Origin of the sequence: Streptomyces sulfonofaciens (genome assembly GCF_014656295.1) — a bacterium.
Classification (GTDB): Bacteria; Actinomycetota; Actinomycetes; order Streptomycetales; family Streptomycetaceae; genus Streptomyces; species Streptomyces sulfonofaciens.
The window spans coordinates 14,336-35,473 of record NZ_BNCD01000031.1 but is presented as its reverse complement, the minus strand read 5'-3'; the positions used below and the strand labels follow the sequence as shown (position 1 = coordinate 35,473).

The 21,138-nt window shown below is 72.3% G+C and carries 17 protein-coding genes and 1 pseudogene; 12 read left to right on the top strand and 6 right to left on the bottom strand.

Annotated features, from left to right (window positions below; genetic code table 11):
* Window positions 1-201: 201 nt before the first annotated feature.
* From mshD to IE313_RS31820, 4 genes are all read left to right on the top strand, one after another.
* Window positions 202-1,239, top strand: coding sequence for a mycothiol synthase (mshD, locus tag IE313_RS31835; RefSeq protein ID WP_189938388.1), 1,038 nt, complete (start codon window positions 202-204; stop codon window positions 1,237-1,239).
* A gap of 370 nt (window positions 1,240-1,609) precedes the next feature.
* Window positions 1,610-3,979, top strand: coding sequence for an RNA degradosome polyphosphate kinase (locus tag IE313_RS31830; RefSeq protein ID WP_189938387.1), 2,370 nt, complete (start codon window positions 1,610-1,612; stop codon window positions 3,977-3,979).
* A 208-nt stretch (window positions 3,980-4,187) separates the two neighbouring features.
* Entirely contained in the window at window positions 4,188-5,420 is a 1,233-nt protein-coding gene (locus IE313_RS31825) for a CHAD domain-containing protein (protein WP_189938386.1), read from the top strand.
* A gap of 167 nt (window positions 5,421-5,587) precedes the next feature.
* Window positions 5,588-6,052 carry an NUDIX hydrolase gene (locus IE313_RS31820; RefSeq protein WP_229925128.1) on the top strand — a complete coding sequence of 155 codons (465 nt, stop codon included), beginning with the start codon at window positions 5,588-5,590 and terminating at the stop codon, window positions 6,050-6,052.
* A 96-nt stretch (window positions 6,053-6,148) separates the two neighbouring features.
* On the opposite strand, the gene IE313_RS31815 is transcribed toward IE313_RS31820, so the two are convergent.
* Window positions 6,149-6,748: a TetR/AcrR family transcriptional regulator gene (locus IE313_RS31815; RefSeq protein ID WP_189938384.1), complete on the bottom strand. Its 600-nt coding sequence runs from the start codon at window positions 6,746-6,748 to the stop codon at window positions 6,149-6,151.
* Window positions 6,749-6,829: 81 nt separating this feature from the next.
* Here IE313_RS31815 and IE313_RS31810 point away from each other — a divergent pair, with 81 nt between their 5' ends.
* From IE313_RS31810 to pstB, 5 genes are all read left to right on the top strand, one after another.
* Window positions 6,830-7,753, top strand: a complete 924-nt coding sequence (locus tag IE313_RS31810) for an NADP-dependent oxidoreductase (RefSeq protein WP_189938382.1) — start codon at window positions 6,830-6,832, stop codon at window positions 7,751-7,753.
* Window positions 7,754-8,397: 644 nt separating this feature from the next.
* Complete coding sequence (gene pstS / locus IE313_RS31805; protein ID WP_189938380.1) at window positions 8,398-9,522, top strand: phosphate ABC transporter substrate-binding protein PstS; 1,125 nt, start codon at window positions 8,398-8,400, stop codon at window positions 9,520-9,522.
* 103 nt (window positions 9,523-9,625) lie between these two features.
* Window positions 9,626-10,630 carry a phosphate ABC transporter permease subunit PstC gene (gene pstC, locus IE313_RS31800; RefSeq protein WP_189938378.1) on the top strand — a complete coding sequence of 335 codons (1,005 nt, stop codon included), beginning with the start codon at window positions 9,626-9,628 and terminating at the stop codon, window positions 10,628-10,630.
* Complete coding sequence (gene pstA / locus IE313_RS31795; protein ID WP_189938377.1) at window positions 10,627-11,691, top strand: phosphate ABC transporter permease PstA; 1,065 nt, start codon at window positions 10,627-10,629, stop codon at window positions 11,689-11,691. Before pstC ends, pstA begins: the two co-directional genes overlap by 4 nt.
* A 73-nt stretch (window positions 11,692-11,764) precedes the next feature.
* On the top strand, window positions 11,765-12,541 hold the full coding sequence (gene pstB / locus IE313_RS31790) for a phosphate ABC transporter ATP-binding protein PstB (RefSeq protein WP_189938376.1): 777 nt from the start codon (window positions 11,765-11,767) through the stop codon (window positions 12,539-12,541).
* A gap of 205 nt (window positions 12,542-12,746) precedes the next feature.
* On the opposite strand, the gene IE313_RS31785 is transcribed toward pstB, so the two are convergent.
* Complete coding sequence (locus tag IE313_RS31785; RefSeq protein ID WP_189938375.1) at window positions 12,747-13,745, bottom strand: inorganic phosphate transporter; 999 nt, start codon at window positions 13,743-13,745, stop codon at window positions 12,747-12,749.
* A 6-nt stretch (window positions 13,746-13,751) separates the two neighbouring features.
* Window positions 13,752-14,372 (bottom strand): DUF47 domain-containing protein, encoded by a 621-nt coding sequence (locus IE313_RS31780; protein WP_189938450.1) that lies wholly within the window; start codon window positions 14,370-14,372, stop codon window positions 13,752-13,754.
* 396 nt (window positions 14,373-14,768) lie between these two features.
* Here IE313_RS31780 and IE313_RS31775 point away from each other — a divergent pair, with 396 nt between their 5' ends.
* Window positions 14,769-15,272, top strand: coding sequence for a metal-sensitive transcriptional regulator (locus tag IE313_RS31775; RefSeq protein WP_373317109.1), 504 nt, complete (start codon window positions 14,769-14,771; stop codon window positions 15,270-15,272).
* Window positions 15,273-15,815: 543 nt separating this feature from the next.
* Here the strand turns inward: IE313_RS31775 and IE313_RS31770 are convergent.
* Window positions 15,816-16,058 carry a hypothetical protein gene (locus tag IE313_RS31770; protein ID WP_189938458.1) on the bottom strand — a complete coding sequence of 81 codons (243 nt, stop codon included), beginning with the start codon at window positions 16,056-16,058 and terminating at the stop codon, window positions 15,816-15,818.
* 216 nt (window positions 16,059-16,274) lie between these two features.
* Window positions 16,275-17,114: an SCO4651 family lipoprotein gene (locus IE313_RS31765; RefSeq protein WP_189938373.1), complete on the bottom strand. Its 840-nt coding sequence runs from the start codon at window positions 17,112-17,114 to the stop codon at window positions 16,275-16,277.
* A 121-nt stretch (window positions 17,115-17,235) separates the two neighbouring features.
* Here IE313_RS31765 and IE313_RS31760 point away from each other — a divergent pair, with 121 nt between their 5' ends.
* Together IE313_RS31760 and IE313_RS31755 are read left to right on the top strand one after the other, a co-directional pair.
* Window positions 17,236-17,448, top strand: coding sequence for a hypothetical protein (locus tag IE313_RS31760; protein WP_189938449.1), 213 nt, complete (start codon window positions 17,236-17,238; stop codon window positions 17,446-17,448).
* A gap of 621 nt (window positions 17,449-18,069) precedes the next feature.
* Complete coding sequence (locus IE313_RS31755; protein ID WP_189938372.1) at window positions 18,070-19,638, top strand: FAD-binding oxidoreductase; 1,569 nt, start codon at window positions 18,070-18,072, stop codon at window positions 19,636-19,638.
* 573 nt (window positions 19,639-20,211) lie between these two features.
* On the opposite strand, the pseudogene IE313_RS31750 reads toward IE313_RS31755, so the two are convergent.
* Window positions 20,212-20,916 (bottom strand): annotated as a pseudogene (locus tag IE313_RS31750) (phosphatase PAP2 family protein); the annotation flags it as partial.
* Window positions 20,917-21,138 lie beyond the last annotated feature (222 nt).

The window sequence follows — 21,138 nt, the reverse complement described above, 5'->3', positions numbered from 1 at the left end:
CAACAGGGGGTTGTGGATGACGGACGGGTAACCGTGCACGGCGCTCACCCTTTCGCCTGACGAACCGGCCGGCGCGTTTGCCCGGCACCGCGCCGGTGAAGCGGGCCCCGCGCGCAGATCGACGGCCCCGGACCAGCGGGCCAGGGACACCGGCCCCGGGCCGCCGCCCGCCGGGCAGGCCGTGACCTTACCCTCGTAGCCATGACCAGCGACTCGGGCTCCCTTCCCCTCCGCCGTATCGAGACCCTGGACGAGCTCACCGCCGAGCAGGCCGACGCCGTGCACGCGCTGATCGCGGAGGCCGCACGGAGCGACGGCCAGCAGGCGGTGTCCGAGCAGGGCCGGCTGCGCCTGCGCGGCGGGCCACGCGAGGGCGTGCGGCACCTGCTTCTCACCACGAACGGCGAACTCCTCGGCTACGCCCAGTTGGAGGAGACCGACCCGGTCGAGGCCCCGGCCGCCGAACTCGTCGTCCACCCGGCGTACCGCGGCCGCGGCCACGGCCGGGCGCTCGGCTCCGCGCTGCTCGCCGAGACCGGCAAGCGGCTGCGCGTCTGGGCGCACGGCGGGCACTCGGCGGCCCGGCACCTCGCGCAGGTCCTCGGGCTCACCCTGTTCCGCGAACTGCGCCAGATGCGCCGCCCGCTGACCGGCCTGGACCTGCCCGAGCCGGTCCTGCCGCACGGCGTGCGGGTGCGCACCTTCGTGCCCGGCGAGGACGACGCCGACTGGCTCGCCGTGAACGCCGCGGCCTTCGCGCACCACCCCGAGCAGGGCTCGCTCACCCAGCGCGACCTGGACGACCGCAAGGCGGAGCCGTGGTTCGACCCCGCGGGGTTCTTCCTCGCCGAGCGGACCGGAGCCAGGGCCGACGGGACCGACGGGGCCGACGGCACCGCCGGCACCGCCGGGACAAGCGGTACCGGCGAAAGCACCGCGGGCGGGGCCGGGGCCGGGGCCTCGGACACGGCGGGTGGCCGGATCATCGGCTTCCACTGGACCAAGGTGCACGCCGAGGAGGGGCTGGGCGAGGTCTACGTGGTCGGGGTGCTGCCCGGCGCGCAGGGCGGTGGCCTGGGCAGGGCGCTGACCACCGTCGGGCTGCGCCATCTGGCCGCCCTCGGCCTGCCGACCGCCATGCTCTACGTCGACGCCGACAACACCGCCGCGGTCCGCGTCTACGAACGCCTCGGCTTCACCACCCACGAGACGGATCTGATGTACCGCACGGAGTCGTGACCCCCGGCGGGGGCGGAGCCACCGCCCCCGCGCACGACACGCGCTCACATCCCGCACGACGCGCGCTCACACCCCCGCACCGCAGGCGCTAACACCCCCGCCGCACCGCACGCTCTCGCACCCCCCGCACCGCACGGAATCGCGGCCCCGCGCACAGTGCGGACCCGACGTCGCAGCGCGCGCCGGCGCACTCGTACACCGCGTCCACCCCGACCCGGAAAGGGTGCCGCGACGGACCAGGGCGGCCGGTGCGCGGGGCCGCGGACGGCACGGCCGGTCATACATAGGGACGCCCGGGAGTCGTCCCACGATGTCCTGCACGTCATATCGCCGTAACCAACGATTCAGACAGGCTTGCGACGCTCACGGAATGCAGCCCGCTGTGCCTGACCTGCCACCGAACGGGAAGCCCCGCCCGACAGACTCATGGTCCGACGCGCCCGAAAGGCGTGCTGCGCGGAAGAATGGTGCTATGAACCAGTCCGACGCCCAGGCACAGGCCCCGGTCAAGCACGCGCAGCCCTCCGTGGGGTCCCTCGCGGCGCACCGGCCGCACACGGTGAGCGCCGCCAGTTCGGGTCTGGAACCGGACCTCGACGCCGATCTCGACGTCTACGAGGAGGAGGCCGGCGAGAGCGCGGAGCTGCCGCCGGGGCGCTTCCTGGACCGGGAGCGCAGTTGGCTGGCGTTCAACGAGCGCGTCCTGGAGCTGGCCGAGGACCCGCGCACCCCGCTGCTCGAGCGTGCGAACTTCCTGGCGATCTTCGCCAGCAATCTGGACGAGTTCTTCATGGTCCGGGTGGCGGGCCTGAAGCGGCGCATCGCCACCGGTGTGGCCACCCGCTCGGCCTCCGGGCTCCAGCCCCGCGAGGTGCTGGAGATGATCTGGGCCAGGGCCCGCGAGTTGATGGCCCGGCACGCCGCCTGCTTCCAGGAGGACGTCTCCCCGGCCCTCGGCGACGAGGGCATCCACCTGGTCCGCTGGGGTGAACTGACGGAGAAGGAGCAGGCGGGGCTCTTCACGCTGTTCCGGAACAAGATCTTCCCGGTCCTCACCCCCCTGGCCGTCGACCCCGCGCACCCCTTCCCGTACATCTCCGGCCTCTCGCTGAACCTCGCCGTGGTGGTGCGCAACCCGGTCAGCGGGCACCGGCACTTCGCGCGCGTGAAGGTGCCCCCGCTGCTCTCCCGCTTCCTGGAGGCGTCGCCGCAGCGGTACGTCCCCGTGGAGGACGTGATAGCGGCGCACCTGGAGGAGCTGTTCCCGGGCATGGAGGTGCTGGAGCACCACATGTTCCGGCTGACCAGGAACGAGGACCTGGAGGTGGAGGAGGACGACGCCGAGAACCTCCTCCAGGCGCTGGAGAAGGAACTGATGCGGCGCCGCTTCGGGCCGCCGGTCCGCCTGGAGGTGGAGGAGACCATCGACCGGTACGTCCTCGACCTGCTGGTGCGGGAGCTGAAGATCAGCGAGGCCGAGGTCTACCCGCTGCCGGGGCCGCTGGACCTCACCGGCCTCTTCGGGATCGCCTCGCTCGACCGGCCCGACCTGAAGTACCCCAGGTTCATCGCGGGCACCCACCGCGACCTCGCCGAGGTGGAGTCCGCCTCGGCGCCCGACATCTTCGCGGCGCTGCGCGAGCGTGACGTCCTCCTGCACCATCCCTACGACTCGTTCTCCACCTCCGTCCAGGCGTTCCTAGAGCAGGCCGCCGCCGACCCGGACGTGCTGGCGATCAAGCAGACGCTGTACCGCACCTCGGGTGACTCGCCCATCGTGGACGCGCTCATAGACGCGGCCGAGTCCGGCAAGCAGGTGCTCGTACTGGTCGAGCTGAAGGCCCGTTTCGACGAGGTCGCCAACATCAAGTGGGCGCGGAAGCTGGAGGAGGCGGGCTGCCACGTCGTGTACGGCCTCGTCGGCCTGAAGACGCACTGCAAGCTGTCGCTGGTGGTGCGCCAGGAGGGCGAGACGCTGCGCCGCTACTCCCACGTCGGCACCGGCAACTACCACCCGAAGACCGCCCGGCTCTACGAGGACCTCGGTCTGCTGACGGCGGACGCCCAGGTGGGCGCCGACCTGTCCGACCTCTTCAACCGCCTGTCCGGCTACTCGCGCCGGGAGACGTACCGGCGGCTGCTGGTGGCGCCGAAGTCGCTGCGTGACGGGCTGGTCGCACGGATCGAGAAGGAGGCCCAGCACCACCGCGCGGGACGGCCCGCCGCGGTCCGCATCAAGGTCAACTCCATGGTGGACGAGGCCGTCATCGACGCGCTGTACCGCGCCTCGCAGGCGGGCGTGCCGGTGGACGTCTGGGTGCGCGGGATATGCGCGGTGCGGCCCGGCGTCCCGGGCCTGTCCGAGAACATCCGGGTCAGGTCCGTGCTGGGCCGCTTCCTGGAGCACTCCCGGATCTTCTGCTTCGGCAACGGCGGCGAGCCCGAGGTGTGGATCGGCAGCGCCGACATGATGCACCGCAACCTGGACCGCCGGATCGAGGCGCTGGTCAGGGTGACCGACCCGGTCCACCGTACGGCCCTGAACCGGCTGATGGACCTGGGCATGAGCGACAGCACCGCCTCGTGGCACCTGGGCCCGGACGGCACCTGGACCCGCCACGCCACGACGGCCGACACCACCGACACGGCAGACGCAGCGGCCGCCGGCCGTCCCCTGCGCAACGTCCAGGAGATGCTCATAGACGCCCGGAGGCGCCGGCGTGGCACAGCAACACCATGATCCCGCCGGGGGCGGCACGGGAACCAGGGACCGCACGGGACACACGGAACACGACCGGGCCGGGGGCGCGGAAGGAGCCCGGGGCGCGGTGCGGGCCCCGGTGGCAGACGGTGCACGGGGGACGGCCGGGCCACCGGAGGTAAACGGCCGGGGCGCGGACGCCGCGCCGGCCGCACCGGACGAGACGCGCGGCTTCGGGGGGCGTGCCATGGGCGGCGACGTACTGACGGAACACCTGCACAAGCACGCCACGGAGTTCCTCCGTGCGCTGCGGCTGCACCGCGAGAGCGGGGGCGCGGGCAGCGGCGGCGAGGAGTCCGCTCAGGCCGCGCGCGCCCTGCGCCGTGCCGCCCGGCGGATCGGCGGCGCCCTGCACACCTTCCGGCCACTGCTCGACCCCGAGTGGTCCGACGTGCTCCGCACCGAGTTGGCGTGGCTGTCCGGCACCCTGGGCCGCGAGCACGCCAGCGCGGCCCGCCTCGAACGCCTCCTGGGCGCCCTGCACCGCCTCTCCGGCGTGGCCGCGCTCCCGCTGGAGCACACGGCGGGCCCGGTCGGGGCGGCCGTCGACGCCACGGCGACCGCGCTGCGCACGGCGGCCGGGCGCGCGGGCGGTGCCGCTGCCCGGGCCTCGGCGGTGTCGGCGGCGCCGCGGCCCGCCACGGGCGGCGGCCCGCAGGGCCCACCGTCCGCGCCCCTGCCGTCCGGCACCCTCACCGTCGGCGCGGCCAAGGCCGGTGCGCTGCTGGAGCGGCAACTGACACTGGCCCGCACCCGCGCGCACTCCACCGCGCTCCAGGCGCTCGGCTCCGCACGGTTCCACGCGGTCGCGGACCGGGTCGCGGTGCTGGCCAGCGAGGTGCCGCTGGCGCCCGGCGCCGTCGGCCAGGACCTTGCGCCACTGGCCGCGGAGGCCGAGGCACGGCTGGCCGAGGCGGTCGCCGCACTGCCGTTGCAGCGCGCGGGACACCCGTACAACGCCGAAGGTCTGATGCACGGCCTCGCCGCCGAACCGGCCCCCCAGTCCCAGGACGCCCCCTGGCACCATGTGCGGCTGCTGCTGCGGCTGCACCGCTACGCCCGGGAGGTGCTGCTCGGCGGCCCCGGCGAGGCGGCCGGAGGCACGGCGGCGCTGCGCGGGGTCCCGCGGCCCGGGCGCGAGGCGGTCCAGGGCCGTGCCGTGGACCGCCCCGGGGAATCCGGGCGCTACGCGGACGAGGTCACCGGCCTGCGGCTCGCCGAGGCCGGCCGGGCGCTCGACCGGCACCGCGACGCCGCGGAGGCTGCCGCCGCGGCGGCAGCCGCGGCCCGTACGCCGCGCATCGCACCGGCGACCGCCTATGCCCTCGGGGTGCTGCACGCGGACCAGCGGCAGGAGGTGGAGGCGGCACGGTTCGCCTTCCAGGACATCTGGCTCCGGGAGGCGGTGGGCCCACGATGAGGACGCCCGGCGGAGAGCGGGGAACCGGCCGTGCAGCGCACCGCCCGGCCGGCCCCGAACGCGACCGCTCCACCGCCCCCGCGGACGAGGCCCGTCCCGAGGAGGACCGTCCCGAGGAAGCCCGCACCGACGAGGCCCGCACCGACGGGAGCCGCACCGGCCGGACCGTGCACGCGGCGGGCTGCGTCCTGTGGCGGCACGCGCCCGGCGGCACCGGCATCGAGCTGGCCCTCGTGCACCGACCGAAGTACCGGGACTGGTCGCATCCGAAGGGCAAGCTCAAGCACCGGGAGGACGCCCGTCACGCGGCGGTGCGGGAGGTGCTGGAGGAGACCGGCATGAGCTGTGCGCCGGGCACCGAGCTGCCGGCGGTCGAGTACCGCGTGGAGGACCGCCCCAAGCGGGTCCGCTACTGGGCCGCCGAGGCCACCGGCGGTTCCTTCACACCGAACCGCGAGGTGGACCGCGTCCTGTGGCTGCCGCCCGCCGAGGCCCGCGCCCGCCTCACCCAGGACCGGGACCGGATCCTCGTCGACGCCCTGCTCGGCGCGTTGCGCCCGACGCACGGGAGGCACGGGGCGGACGGGACGGACGGGACGCACGGGGCGCACGGAGACGTCGGCGAGCACTGAGCCGGACGCCTCCGACGCCTCGCCGTCCTCGCGCCGTGAGGACCGGCGCGCCACGGCTCGACGTCCACCGGGCCGGGGCGGCGGACCTCCCGTGGATCACGGGCGCGGGAAGCGGCCCGGGCCCCCTTCGACGGTCAGGGCGGCGGCCTGCACCTCGCCGAGGGCCCGCCGGGCAAGAGCACCGAACTCGTCGGTGTTGCCCGAGTCGCTCCAACGCCGGTAGGCGATCCTCAGGGCGAGGGCCCCCAGTTCCGCCGTCACCCGGGCGACGAGGTCGGGCAGACCGCGGTCCGCCATGGCCCGGGTCATCGAAGCGGTGAGGCTCACGCCCTTGAGGGCTTCGCGCTCCTGGAGGTCGGGGTGGGCATCGATCACCGCCCGCCTGCGGACGGTGAACGCACGGCGGGCCGGAGTGAAGACGTCCCGTGCGAGCGCGTCGAAGCCGCACGCCACCGCGTCGAGCGGGGCCGCTTCGGCGGGCGCGGCGGCGATCGCGGCGACGAGCGGCCCGGCCAGCGCGTTCTCGCCGAAGAGCACCTCTCGCTTGTCCTGGAAGTGCCGGAAGAAGGTGCTCTTGGCGAGTCCGGCGCGTTGCGCGATGTCGAGCACGGTCGTGTTCTCGTAACCGCGCTCCGCGAACAGTTCGAGCGCGGCGTCGGCGAGCCGTTGTGGTGCGTTGGGTTCCCAGCGGGCCATGAACTCAGCCTACGGGACTCGGTCCCGTCACCGCTGTACAGTGATGGGACTTGGTCCCATCACTAGGTGTGGAGGCACGCCATGAGTCGAGCCGTCGTGTACGAGACGTTCGGAGGGCCTGAGGTCCTGGAACTGCGCGAGGTGCCGGAGCCGCACGCGGGGGCGCACGAGGTGCGCGTGCGCGTGGCCGCCGTCGGCCTCAACCCCATGGACTGGATCCTGTCCTCGATGCCGGAGGTGGCGGAGCGGTTCGGCATCACCCTGCCGTCCGGCTTCGCCACCGACTTCGCCGGCACCGTGGACGAGGTGGGCGAGGGCGTCCCGGGCTTCGCGGTGGGCGATCGCGTCCACGGAGCCGCGACGGGCCGGGCGGCCGCCGACTTCGTGGTGGTCGACCCCTTTGGCGCGAACGCCCTCCAGCACACTCCGGCGGAGATCGGCGACGAGGTCGCCGGCACGCTCGCGGTGGCCGGACGGACCGCCTCGGCGGCCCTCGCGGCGGTGGACGTGAAAGCCGGCGACACCGTCCTGATCGGGGGCGCCGCCGGCGGTGTCGGCGTGTTCGCCGTCCAGCTCGCCAAGCTCGCCGGCGCGCGAGTGATCGGAACCGCCTCCGAAGGCACCCACGACTTCCTGCGGCGGTTCGGCGCCGAACCCGTCACCTACGGTCCCGGCCTGGCGGACCGGGTGCGCGGGACGGCTCCCGACGGAGTGAGCGCGGCGATCGACCTGTTCGGCACGGAGACGGCCGAGGCGGCGCTCGCGCTCGACGTCCCCGCGCAGCGGATCTCCACGGTCGCCGCCGGACCCAACCCGCCCGGGGGCGTGCGCGCGACCGGAGGCGTCGACGCACGGCCCGAGGATCTGGAGCGGATCACCGAAGCCATCGTCGCCGGCGAGATCACCGTGCCGATCGCGGCCACCTACCCCGTCGAGCGGATCCGGGAAGCCGTGCGGTTGCAGGCCGGACGCCACGTCCACGGAAAGATCGTGGTCAAGCTCTGATCGCGGTCGACCTCCTACCAAGGTCGACCTCTGACCAAGGTCGACCACTGATCACGGCCCCCGAAAGAACTGCGTCCCCCTGATCCCGGCCCTCGCGCGGTGGAGCTGCCCCGGCGGCTCCACCGCGCGGCAGCTTGCCCGGGCGCTCCCCCGGCCCACGACGAGCCGGCCACCCGCGCGCCGGGTGTGCCTTCCGGGCGGCGCCCGAAGGCTCACGCGCACCTCGCGAACCTCGCGGACTCGCACATCCCGGCCACCCCACCACCTCAGGGCCGAAACGGAAGTCACCCTTCCGTGGGCACGCACCGCTCCGTGCTCCACCGCCGCTCCCCGCGCGCTCCGGCAGGCGCCGCACGAACACTCGTCCACAGAAGATGAAAACCGCAGGTCACTGCCCATAAAAGGCCCGTTTCCCGGTGGCCGCCCGCCTCCGTAAGCATTCCGTGACCTAACCAGGCCGCCCGCCGAGGTTCACCCTCCGTTCACCTCCGTCCATTGGGCGCTTCACCTCATCTGCCTAATTTCGGCCTTACACGGTGCGCGCCGCACCCCACAGGCGGCCTCTCACCGCCTCACAGTCACGACACGCAGACCGACTTGGCACGCCGCCCACGGGAGGCGGCTCCCGGAAGGAACTCCCTCAAGTGAAGCTTCAGCGCAAGAACCGGCTTCGCGCCCTGTCTCTCGGTGCCGTCGCCGTCTCCGGCGCCCTGGCCCTCACGGCGTGCGGCTCGGACGACACCGGCGGCGGCACCGGCAGCGGCGATGCCACCCAGAGCAGCTCGATCAAGTGCGACAACGCCAAGGGCGAGCTGCTGGCCGCGGGTTCCTCGGCCCAGAAGAACGCCATCGACGCCTGGGTGAAGAACTACACCGCGTCCTGCAAGGACGTGCGGATCAACTACAACCCGAACGGCTCCGGCGCCGGCGTGACCGCGTTCCTCCAGGGCCAGACCGCGTTCTCCGGCTCCGACTCGGCGCTGAAGCCCGAGGAGATCCAGCAGTCCTCGAAGGTCTGCAAGGACAGCCAGGCCATCGACCTGCCGATGGTGGGCGGCCCGATCGCGGTCGGCTACAACGTCCCGGGCGTCGACAACCTGGTCCTGGACGCGCCGACCCTCGCCAAGATCTTCGACAACAAGATCAAGACCTGGAACGACCAGGCGATCAAGGCGCTCAACCCCGACGCCAAGCTGCCGAGCACGAAGATCCAGGCGTTCCACCGCTCGGACGAGTCCGGCACCACGGACAACTTCACCAAGTACCTGAAGGCCGCGGCGCCGAGCGACTGGAAGTACTCGGGCGGCAAGTCCTGGCAGGCCAAGGGCGGCCAGTCGGCCACCGGCTCCTCCGGCCTCGCCCAGCAGGTCAAGCAGACCGCGGGCGCCATCTCCTACTTCGAGCTGTCCTACGCGGGCACCGGCATCCCCACGGTCCAGCTCAAGACCAAGGCATCCCAGCCGGTCCAGGCCACCGTCGACAACGCCTCCAAGGCGATCGCCGAGGCCAAGATCGCCGGCCAGGGCAAGGACCTCGCCCTGGACCTGAACTACACGCCCAGCGCCGAGGGTGCGTACCCGATCACCCTCGTCACCTACGAGATCGCCTGCGAGAAGGGCAACAAGGCGGACACCCTGGCCGCCACCAAGTCCTTCCTCACCTACATCGCCGGCGAGGACGGCCAGGCCCTGCTGAAGAAGGCCAGCTACGCCCCGCTGCCCGACGAGATCGCCACCAAGGTCCGCAGCACCATCGCGAGCCTGAGCTGACCCAGCGTGCGGGCGGAGCACATGCCCACGAGCTCCGCCCGCACCGTCCGGTGCACCGCCGCCCGGAGCCGCACCGCAGCGGCCCCGCAGACCGGAGAACCTCATGGACACAACCACCAAGAACCCGACCGCGCCACCCGTGCCCGGCCCCCTCGGCGCCGAGCAGAAGCGGGCCGCACGCGGCGCCACCCGCCCCGGTGACCGGATATTCCTCGGTCTGTCCCGGGGCTCCGGCATCCTCCTGCTGCTGATCATGGCAGCCATCGCGGCCTTCCTGACCTACCGCGCCGCCATCGTCCTCACCAAGGACCAGGGCAACTTCTTCACCACCTTCGAGTGGAACCCGACGATGGACCCGCCCGTCTTCGGCATCGCGGTCCTCGCCTTCGGCACGGTGGTCTCCTCGGTGATCGCCATGGCCCTCGCGGTCCCGGTGGCCGTCAGCATCGCGCTGTTCATCACGCACTACGCGCCCCGCAAGCTCGGCGGTCCGATCGCCTACGTGATCGACCTGCTGGCCGCCGTGCCGTCGATCGTCTACGGCCTGTGGGGCGCGCTGGTCCTCGTCCCGCACATGAACGGCCTCTTCGGCTGGCTCGACAGCTACCTCGGCTGGACCGGCATCTTCGAGTGGCAGGGCGGCGCCCCGCGCTCCCTGCTCACCGCCAGCGTCCTGCTCGCGATCATGATCCTGCCGATCATCACGAACGTGAGCCGCGAGGTCTTCCGGCAGGTCCCGAAGATGCAGGAGGAGGCGGCCCTCGCCCTGGGCGCCACCCGCTGGGAGGTCATCCGCATGTCGGTGCTGCCCTTCGGGCGCTCCGGCGTGATCTCCGCGAGCATGCTCGGCCTCGGCCGCGCACTGGGCGAGACCATGGCCGTGGCCACGGTCCTCTCGCCCACCTTCGAGATCCACGCCAGCCTGCTCGACCCGGGCGGCGGCACCTTCGCGCAGAACATCGCCAGCAAGTTCGGCGAGGCCAACGAGCAGGGCCGGGACGCGCTGATCGCCTCCGGTCTGGTGCTCTTCCTCATCACCCTGCTGGTCAACGGCGCGGCACGCGCGATCATCGCCCGCCGCAAGGAGTACTCGGGGGCAAGCGCATGACACACGCAGCAGCCAGGGCGGCCCAGGCCCGCCGCAGCACCCTGCAGGGCGCCCGCCTGCCCCGCTGGTCGCCCTGGGCGATCGCCGGCGGCTCCGTCGTCGCCGCCGTCGCCGTCGGCCTCGGCGCGGGACTGGACAGCAGGATCCAGTGGGGCCTGATCGCCGCCCTCCTCTTCGTCCTCGGCACCTACGCCATCGCGGCCCGTACGGAGGGCCGGCGCCAGGCCAGGGACCGGGTGGCCACCAGCGTCGTATGGGTCGCCTTCGTCGTCGCCGTCATCCCGCTGGCCTCGCTGCTCTACGCGACCGTCAAGCGCGGTGTGAAGGTCTTCAACGGCTACTTCCTCAGCCACTCGATGGGCGTGGTCGCCGACACCGAGCCGGGCGGCGGCATCTACCACGCGATCATCGGCACCCTGGAGCAGGTCGGCATCGCCACCCTGATCTCCGTGCCGATCGGTGCACTGACCGCGATCTACCTCGTCGAGTACGGGCGCGGCAAGCTGGCCGCCGCGGTCACCTTCTTCGTCGACGTCATGACGGGCATCCCGTCGATCGTCGCGGGCCTGTTCATCCTCAGCTTCTGGATCCTCATCCTGGACCTCGGCCCGTCGGGCTTCGCGGGCTCGCTCGCCCTGTCGATCCTGATGATGCCGGTCGTGGTGCGCTCCACCGAGGAGATGCTCAAACTCGTCCCGAACGAGCTCCGCGAGGCGTCCCTCGCCCTGGGCGTGCCCAAGTGGCGCACCATCCTCAAGGTGGTCCTGCCGACCTCCGTCGGCGGCATCACGACCGGTGTGATGCTCGCCATCGCCCGCATCACCGGCGAGACCGCGCCCGTGCTGCTGCTCGTGTGGGGCACCGGCTTCATCAACAACAACCCCTTCGAGGGCGCCCAGGCGTCGCTGCCGCTGTACATCTACCAGCAGTACGCGAACAGCGCCGGATCCAACGCGGCGTACGACCGCGCCTGGGCCGCGGCGCTCGCCCTGATCGCCTTCGTCATGATCCTCAACCTGGTGGCCAGGGGCATCGCCCGCTGGAAGGCACCGCGGCACTGACCATGCGGCTCCGCCGCGCGGCCGACCGCTGCCGCGGCATCACCGAAGACCCCCGGAAGAAGCAGTGATTCACATGGCCAAGCGAATCGACGTCAGCGGACTCACCGCCTACTACGGCTCCCACAAGGCCATCGAGGACATCTCGATGACGGTGGAGCCCCGCTCCGTGACCGCCTTCATCGGCCCGTCCGGCTGCGGCAAGTCCACGTTCCTGCGCACCCTCAACCGGATGCACGAGGTCACCACGGGCGGCCGCGTGGAGGGCAAGGTGCTGCTGGACGACGAGGACCTGTACGGCACGCACGTCGATCCGGTGGCGGTGCGCCGCACGGTCGGCATGGTCTTCCAGCGGCCGAACCCGTTCCCCACCATGTCGATCTACGACAACGTGGCGGCCGGGCTCAGGCTCAACGGCTCGTACAAGAAGAGCGAGCTTGGCGACATCGTCGAGAAGTCCCTCAAGGGCGCCAACCTCTGGAACGAGGTCAAGGACCGGCTGAACAAGCCCGGTTCCGGTCTCTCCGGCGGCCAGCAGCAGCGGCTGTGCATCGCACGGGCGATCGCCGTCGAGCCGGACGTGCTGCTGATGGACGAGCCCTGCTCGGCCCTCGACCCGATCTCCACGCTCGCCATCGAGGACCTGATCGGGGAGCTGAAGGAGCGCTTCACGATCGTCATCGTCACGCACAACATGCAGCAGGCGGCCCGGGTCTCCGACCGCACCGCGTTCTTCAACCTCTCCGCGGTCGGTCAGCCCGGCAGGCTCATAGAGATCGACGAGACGGAACGGATCTTCTCCAACCCGTCGGTCCAGGCCACCGAGGACTACATCTCGGGCCGGTTCGGCTGAACAACCCCTCGCGGTGCTGCATGGCGGTGCCACCGCGAGGCCACAAGGGCCCGCCCCCTTCGGCTCCCGAGGGGGCGGGCCCGCCCGTCTTACCGGGTCGGCGGTCTTCCGTCTTACGGGGCCGCCGGGCCCGCCCGTCTTACCGGGTCGGCGGGCCGTCCGTCTTGCGAGGGCGGCGGAGCGTCCGTCCCCCGGGCGTCGGCGATCAGCCGAACAGCAGCCAGACCACGCCGTAGCAGGCGGCGGCCATCGCCGCGGCGGCCGGCATGGTGATGAACCAGCCCATGACGATGTTCTTCGCGACGCCCCACCGCACCGCGTTGACCCGCTTGGTGGCCCCCACCCCCATGATCGCCGAAGTGATCACGTGTGTCGTGGAGATCGGCGCGTGGAACAGGAACGCCGACCCGAACATGATCGCCGCCCCCGTGCTCTCCGCCGCGAACCCCTGCGGCGGATCAAGCTCGATGATCTTGCGGCCCAGTGTCCGCATGATCCGCCAGCCGCCCGCGTACGTCCCCAGGGACAGCATCATCGCGCAGACCAGCTTGACCCACACCGGAATCTGGTCGTCGCTGCCCTGCACACCGGCGATGACCAGCGCCATCACCATGACGCCGATGGTCTTCTGCGCGTCCTGGAGACCGTGGCCCAGCGCCATGGCCGCCGCCGACACCGTCTGCGCCACCCGGAAGCCCCGCTTGGCCTTGTGCGGGTTGGAGTGCCGGAAGAGCCAGAGGATCAACAGCATCACCAGGAAGCCGACGACCAGGCCGATGACGGGCGACACGAACATCGGGACGACGATCTTGTCGATCACCCCTGACCAGATGACCGTCGTGCCACCCGCGAGCGCCGCCCCCACCAGGCCGCCGAACAGCGCGTGCGAGGACGACGACGGGAGTCCGAAGTACCAGGTGACCAGGTTCCAGATGATCGCCCCGACCAGCCCGGCGAAGAGGATGGCCATGCCCTTGCTGCCGTGCGGTGTCGAGATGAGGCCCTTGCTGACGGTCTCGGCCACCTGGTTGCCGAGGAACGCACCGGCCAGGTTCATCACCGCGGCCATCGCGAGCGCGGCCCGCGGCGTCAGCGCCCGGGTGGACACCGAGGTCGCGATCGCGTTCGCCGAGTCGTGGAAGCCGTTGGTGTAGGTGAAGAGGAGCGCGACGAGGATCGTGACGATCAGGGCGAAGGTGTCCACGAAGCCTCAGGACTCCTTGACCGCGATGGTCTCCACCGTGTTGGCTACGTGCTCGAAAGCGTCGGCCGCCTCCTCCAGCACATCCACGATCTGCTTGAGCTTCAGCACCTCGATCGCGTCGTACTTGCCGTTGAAGAGGTGCGCGAGCAGCTTGCGGTGGATCTGGTCGGCCTGGTTCTCCAGGCGGTTGACCTCGATCCAGTACTCGGTGAGGTTGTCCATGGTGCGCAGGTTCGGCATGGCCTCCGCGGTCAGGTCCGCGGCTCTGGCCAGCACCTCGATCTGCTGCTCGACGCCCTTCGGCAGTTCCTCTATCTGGTAGAGCACCACCAGGTCGACGGCCTCCTCCATGAAGTCCATGATGTCGTCGAGCGACGAGGCCAGCGCGTAGATGTCCTCGCGGTCGAACGGGGTGATGAAGGAGGAGTTGAGCTGGTGGAAGATCGCGTGGGTGGCGTCGTCCCCCGCGTGCTCCGCGGCCCGCATCCGCTCTGCGATCTCGGCCCGGGCCGAGGAGTCGGCGCCGAGCAGTTCCATCAGGAGCTTCGAGCCCGTGACGATGTTGTCCGCGGACGCGGCGAACATGTCGTAGAAGCTCGTCTCCCTGGGGGTCAGACGAAAGCGCACGTAGGGTCCTCGGGTGCTCTGGTAGTCGGTCAGGCTGATGCTAGGCACATCATCCGGCCACGGCTGTCCGGCGTCCACCAGTGTCGCCCATAGGAAACTGCGAGCAGCACGTGGTCTGGTCCACCCTCGCATACCCGGGAAAATTCGGTACAGTATACCCATCGGGGGTATAAGAATTCGGGCCGTCGCCCGGGCAATTCAGGACGTCCACCCCTCTTTATTGCGATTGTTTTCGGCCTGGCTCGCAGCGGCCGCGGCTGATTCCAGCAAGCCCGTCGCGGTGGTGGGCGCGGCTTCGGCAAGGTGGAAAATGTGGGATTTCGCACGCCGCCGGGTGCGGCGGGGCCGGGTCCGGCGGACAGGCACAGTCAGGAAGACCAGCAGCGGGAGGACGCTATGACGACCACAGGGGCCGGCGCGGGGGCAGGGGCCGCCGGCGCGGGCGCAGGGGCCGGCACGGCGGCCGGTACGGGTGCGGGAGCGGTGGCCGATTCCGATGGGGTCGGCGGGACGGCCGCGGCAACTGGTGCGGGTGCGGTGCCCGGCGCGGGCGTGCCGACTGGTGCGGGTGCGGTTGCCGATGGGCCGCAGGATGTGGTCACGGACCACGACCGCGGGGTGCACGGCTACCACAAGCAGAAGGACGAGCACCTGAAGCGGCTGCGCCGCATCGAGGGGCAGATCCGGGGCCTCCAGCGGATGGTCGACGAGGACGTGTACTGCATCGACATACTCACCCAGGTCTCCGCGTCCACCAAGGCCCTGCAGTCCTTCGCCCTCCAACTGCTTGAGGAGCACCTGAGGCACTGCGTCGCGGACGCCGCGCTCAAGGGCGGCGACGAGATCGACGCGAAGGTGGAGGAGGCGACCAAGGCGATCGGCCGGCTGCTGCGCACCTGACCGCTCCTGTCGGCTGCGGTGGGATCGGGGGAGGCGGTCCGGAAGGCGCCCTGCCCCGATCCCCGCGCCCCAGCACTTCCCGACCACCCCCGCCCATTGGGCAAAGCCCCTCGGATCCGGCGCCGCAGCACTTCCCGGCCACCGGCGCCCTGGTACGGGAAAGCCCCTCGGACGCGGCACCGCAGCGGACACCGCCGGCGCCGGGGTGCTGCCGGGCCGGGGCGCTGTCGGTGCCACGGCCCCCGCCGGCAGGCGCGGCCCGCCACCCGGCTCCGGGCAACCGCCCGGCCCGGTCCACCAGCCGGTCTCGACCCACCACCCGGCACCGAGCCACCACCCGACTCCGGGCCCTCACTCGATCTCGGCCCACCACCCGGCTCCGAGCCGCCACCCGGTTTCGAACCCCGACCCGGACTCGACCCGCCCAGCCGTCTCGGCCCACCACCCGGTCTCGGCCCACCATCCCGGCTCCGGCCCACCGCAGGGCTTCCGCTTACGGGCGGCAGGGCCCTGCTTCCCCCGTCCAGGCGGCGCCCGGCCATCTCACCGGGAGCAGCGCGGCGCACCACCGCAGACGTCGTCCGCGGTCGCTTGCCGAGCCCACCCGGTGACGTCCGCGGGCCCGCCCCGGGGGCGTTCTTCGGCCACCCTCAGCACCTCGTCGATGCGGTCCGGGCTGAGCCGCTCCTCATGTGCGGCCGACGCCGCGATGATCAGTTCGCCGCACATCTCGATCTCGGCGAGGGCGATGTGGTCCTGGACGGCCATTTCACGCACCAGAGCCATGCACACCACCTCTTCCTGCCGTTACCGGCTTCCTAGCGTAGGTAGTGGTCTACACACCGCGCATGGCACGGACGGACCATTTCCGGCCCCTCGCACACCCCCCACCCGCACCCCCCACGCGCGCCCCTCAATTCCCACCTCCCCCATCCCTCCCCCACCCCGCAGGGGCCCCCGGCGTACCGCCGCAGCCGCCACGATCCGTCCGCTCCGATTCCGCTACGACTCCGCGATCTTCCCGGCGTAGATGTCCTGCGGATCCGGCAGCCGTACGACCACGGGGGCGCCGAAGTCGTACAGGAGCGTGACCGAGGTGACCGCGACGGGGCGGTCGGTGCGGCCGTTGTCGTAGCTGAAGCGGTGCCGCAGCTTGCGGATCCTGCCGTCGTCGTCGAGGTACGCGTCGAACGGCACCCGCTGCACGGACAGTCCGTGCGCCGCCGCCGCCAGCACCCGCGCCTGCGTACCGGAGTCGGCTGCACGGGCCGCCCGCACGAGATCCGCGACGCCCCGGTAGTGCCGCACCGGCGTGCCCGCGACCACCGCTTCGCCCAGGTACGCCACCCGCCGCGCGCCCGCCAGGATCTGCGCGGCGGTCAGCGGGTCCGTGGCGCCGCCGGTGACCAGGTTCCCGTCCGAGAGCGACGCGGTGTCGACCCGCACCCACTTGTCCACCGGCACTCCCGCGCCGCGGTTCTTCATGTAGAGGGCGCCGGGCGCGAGGAGTTCGGTGATGGGCCGGTGCTCCTCCGTGCCTGCGGGGTCCGGCGGCAGCACCACCCGGAGCCTGCCGAGCCGTGCCCGGTAGTCGTAGACGCCCTCGCCGCGGATGGTGACCCGGGTGCCGCCGGCGGCCATCTCCATCGCCGTACTGGCCCGCGAACTGCCCTGGCCGACCAGCACACGGGCAGCGTCGCGCACGGCGTCGACCGGGTGGGCGGCGCGCCGGCTGTCGGCGGCGGCCCCGCCGCCCGAACACCCGGCGGTGGCGCAGACCAGAACCGCCACCGCGGCGGCCGCCACGACCACCCTGCCGACCTGCCCGTGCTGCACCACCATCGCCTGCCAACCCCCAGAACCCGTCCGTCGGTGTGGCCCCCCTCGCTGTCCGGTTAACGAACGGTAAGGGCTCTTGTCACGCGTCTGCCGTCCACCCGGGCCGGGTACCGTCCCCTGCGTGGTGTGGCAGCAGCGACCAGCGGAGCCCGCTCCGGACGACCATCGGACGACCACCGTCGAGCAGGGCCGCTTCTGCGCGGCCCGGTGCAGTTGCGGCTGGCGCGGCCCCGCCCGCAGAGCGCGCAGCCGGGCACGCTCGGACGCGGCGGAGCACGCGACGGCGCTGCGGACCGACGGCGCGTCCGGCACCGCCCCGCCGGACGGCCTCGGCTGACGCCCCGCCACGAGGGCCGCCGATGCCGCGTGTGCGAAGGGCACGCGCGGCGCCCGTGCCCCTCCGCACGCGCGGCGCATGCCCCTCCGTACGGGCACAGTGCACCATTTCGCACGTCCGTCCGCGATCTCCCCGTGTACGGCGCCCGGTAGCGGAACCCCCACCCCCTTCCCACCGTCTGGTCCTTCCAAGGGGACCGGCCGGGTCCGACCCGGTGACGGGGCGTGCGGCGCACGGGTACGCACACGGCGGCCACGGTGGTCAGGGCCGCCACGGCACTCCACTGCGGACGCGGCGCTCCACTGCGGACGCGGCACTCCACTGGTCACCGGCCGGGGAGGCCACCGTCCGCCGGATGCGCCGACCAGCCCGCCGGGGGGAGGCAAGGCGACGGCGGGGAGGCAGCGCGGCGCCGGGGAAGGCAGTGGGCGCCGGGGGCGCCGGCCGGCTCGTCCATCGGGGTACACCGGCCGCGCCGGTGCACTACGACGGTCGTGGCACACGCGAGCGTGCGCGATATCCGCCTGCGCGTGCGGCAGGCTTCGGCCCTGACCGGCAGGGCAGGCGACGAGACGCCCGGTGGGACGACCGCCGGGAGAACGACAGGAGGCAGGACGGTACATGGAGAGGCGCACGTTCGTCGGTACGGGGGCCGCGGTGCTCGCCGCCGCGGTCACGACCGGATGCAAGGGTGGCACGTCGAGCGGTGGGACCGGCACCAGCGGCAAGGGGGGAGCCGGCGGTGCCCGTCCCTCCTCGGGCGGCGGCGCGCCCCAGCAGGCGGCCCCGGCCGACCTGAAGGCGCTCGCCACCGACCTGGACGGCACCCTCGTCCGGCCGGGTGACGCTTCCTGGACGGCCGCCCACCAGCTCTACAACACCCGCTACGACACGCTGAAGCCGGCCGCCGTCGCCTATGTCTCCGGTCCCGACGACATCCGCACGGCCCTCTCCTACGCCCGCGCCCGCCGGGTCAGGGTCTCCATCCGCAACGGCGGCCACTCGTACGCGGGCTGGTCCTCCGGCGACGGCCGCCTGGTCATCGACGTGTCGAAGATGGCGCGCATCCGGGCGAGCGGCTCGGAGGCGGTGGTCGGCGCGGGAGCCAAGCTCATCGACGTCTACCGCACCCTGGCCGCCAAGGGCGTGACCATTCCCGCCGGCTCCTGCCCCACGGTCGGCGTCTCGGGTCTCACTCTCGGCGGCGGTCACGGCGTCGTCTCCCGTGCCTACGGCCTGACCTGTGACAACCTCACCCAGGCCACCCTGATCACCGCCGACGGCAAGCAGCTCACCGCCAGCAGGTCCGAGAACAGCGAACTCTTCTGGGCGCTGCGCGGGGCGGGCAACGGCAACTTCGGCGTCGTCACCGAACTCCGCTTCCGCACGCACGCGGCGCCGCAGGGCGTGGCCGCCTATATGACGTGGCCGTGGAGCATGGCCGCCCAGGTCATCAGCGCCTGGCAGGAGTGGGGTCCCGACCAGCCGGACGAGATCTGGTCCGCGGCGCACATCGACGACGCCGCGGGCAGTACGCCCACCGTCTCCATCTCCGCCTTCTCCCTCGGTACCTACGGCGAACTGCAGAACGCCGTCGACCGCCTGGCCGATCGCGTCGGCTCCTCCGCGCGCAGCGTCTCGCTGCGGCGGCGCTCCTACGAGGCGTCCATGGAGGTGTACGCGGGGTGCTCCACGTACACCGATACTCAGTGTCACCTTCCGGGGCCGACTCCCGGGAGGGCGCCCGAAGGCGCGCTGGGGCGTGAAACGTATGCGGCGCGCTCCGACTTCTTCGACCGCTCGCTGTCCGAGGCGGGCATCCAGACGCTGCTGAGGCAGATGCGGTCGGTCCCGGCGGGCTCCGGCAGCGTGGCACTGACCGCCCTCGGCGGTGCCGTGAACCGCGTCGACCCCACGGCGACCGCGTTCGTGCACCGCCGTTCGCGGATGCTGGCCCAGTACCTCGTGTCCTGGCCTGCGGGCACGTCGGGCAGCTCCGCACAGTCCTGGCTGGACCACGTCCACTCCGCCATGCGCCCCCACGCCTCCGGAGCGGCCTACCAGAACTACACCGACCCCACGCTGAAGGACTGGCGCTCCGCCTACTTCGGCCAGTCGGCGGACCGGCTCGGCAAGGTGAAGAAGCAGTACGACCCCGAAGGCTTCTTCAGTTATCCACAGGCCGTGTAGCGACTGTCCACAGGCGGTACGGGGCTCGGCGGGCCCGCGGCCGAGCGGTACCGCCTGTGCGCGGTACCGGCCCTCTCCAGTACCGGCCCCGAGCGGTGCCCGCCCCGTGCGGTAACCCGCCCCGGACGGCACGCCGGGTCCGTGCGGACCGGCTCCCAGAGCGGTGCGCTATGCCGCCAGGTCCGGCTCCCGCGGCCCCTGCGGGTCCCGTGGTCCCGACTCCGACGGGTCCTGCGGGGCCCCGCTCATCGCCGCCTCCTCGTCCGCGTCCGGGCCCGGACGCCGCGTCGTGTCCGTGTCGGACCGCCGCGTTCGCTCGGCCCCCGTCCGTAACGCCGCTTCCGGATCCCGCCGGGGCGAGCGCTCCGCGTCCCGCGCCACGGCGCGGCCCCTGTCCTGCGGCGCCGTGCGCGACTGCTGGACCCGGGCGGGCCGCTCGCCCTGCCGCCCCGCGAGCAGCTCGGCTTCCGGCTCCGCACCGGCCGCGTCCGAGCGAGCCGTGACGGCAGGCCGACCGGGCCACGGGGCCGGATCCGCGGCCGCCCCCTCCTCATCCTCGCCGGCGTCAGCGTCAGCGAGCACGCGCGCGTGCACGTGCGACGACGAGTCAGCACCGCCCGGCCCGGCCGAGGCGGCGTCCGTCGCGCTCGCGCGGGACCGGACCAGCCACCCGGCATGCGCCGAGCGTCCGATCGCCTTCATCAGCGGTGTCAACGCCGCCGAGGCGAGCGGCGACAGCAGGAGGACCACCGCCGTCCCGAGCGCGAAACCCCCGATGACGTCGGTCGGGTAGTGGACCCCCATGAAGACCCGGCAGAAGCCCTCCGCGAGCGCCAGCACCAGGCCGGCGATCCCGAACTTCCTGCTGGCCACGAAGAGGCCCACCGCCATGGCCATGGCGAGAGTGGCGTGGTCGCTGACGAAGGAGTAGTCGTTCTTGCCGTGGATCAGGACATCGATCCCCTCGTGGTCCACAAAGGGCCGGGGGCGCCCGACGAAGCCCCGGATCGGCACGTTGACCAGGACGGCGATTCCGGCCGCCAGGGGCGTCCAGACGACCGCGGCGACCGATGAGGCGGCGGCGTCCAGCGAGGGGGCGTGCCGTCGCTGGCTCCACCAGCAGGCCAGCACCAGGAGGACGAGGCCGAGCAGCAGACCGTACTCCCCGAGGAACTCCAGCGTGCGGTCCGCCCAGCCCGGCGAGTCCTTGGCCAGGCCGTTGATCTCGTAGAGCAGGCTGACATCGGGGTTCGACCCGGACGTTGCGAGTCCAGCCATCGCGCAGCGGCCCCTTCGTCTTCTCTCGTCTGCTCACCGGCGCACGTCGCTGTACGCCGCTCTACACCACCCCCCGTGGCCGCGGACCCGCTCCAGCGGAGCCGCGTCAGTCAGAAGCCCACGTCTTCGGAAGTCCACCGACCCCCGCCCCTCCGAGGAACGCACAGTCTCTGTCCACACGTTCCACTCTCAATCGAAAGATCATGCAGACGTTACCGAAGA

Coding starts and splice junctions, on each gene's coding strand:
- mshD (WP_189938388.1), top strand. CDS start 202: ATGACCAGCGACTCGGGCTCCCTTCCCCTCCGCCGTATCGAGACCCTG.
- IE313_RS31830 (WP_189938387.1), top strand. CDS start 1,610: ATGCAGCCCGCTGTGCCTGACCTGCCACCGAACGGGAAGCCCCGCCCG.
- IE313_RS31825 (WP_189938386.1), top strand. CDS start 4,188: ATGGGCGGCGACGTACTGACGGAACACCTGCACAAGCACGCCACGGAG.
- IE313_RS31815 (WP_189938384.1), bottom strand. CDS start 6,748: ATGGCCCGCTGGGAACCCAACGCACCACAACGGCTCGCCGACGCCGCG.
- IE313_RS31810 (WP_189938382.1), top strand. CDS start 6,830: ATGAGTCGAGCCGTCGTGTACGAGACGTTCGGAGGGCCTGAGGTCCTG.
- pstC (WP_189938378.1), top strand. CDS start 9,626: ATGGACACAACCACCAAGAACCCGACCGCGCCACCCGTGCCCGGCCCC.
- pstA (WP_189938377.1), top strand. CDS start 10,627: ATGACACACGCAGCAGCCAGGGCGGCCCAGGCCCGCCGCAGCACCCTG.
- pstB (WP_189938376.1), top strand. CDS start 11,765: ATGGCCAAGCGAATCGACGTCAGCGGACTCACCGCCTACTACGGCTCC.
- IE313_RS31775 (WP_373317109.1), top strand. CDS start 14,769: ATGACGACCACAGGGGCCGGCGCGGGGGCAGGGGCCGCCGGCGCGGGC.
- IE313_RS31770 (WP_189938458.1), bottom strand. CDS start 16,058: ATGGCTCTGGTGCGTGAAATGGCCGTCCAGGACCACATCGCCCTCGCC.
- IE313_RS31765 (WP_189938373.1), bottom strand. CDS start 17,114: ATGGTGGTGCAGCACGGGCAGGTCGGCAGGGTGGTCGTGGCGGCCGCC.
- IE313_RS31755 (WP_189938372.1), top strand. CDS start 18,070: ATGGAGAGGCGCACGTTCGTCGGTACGGGGGCCGCGGTGCTCGCCGCC.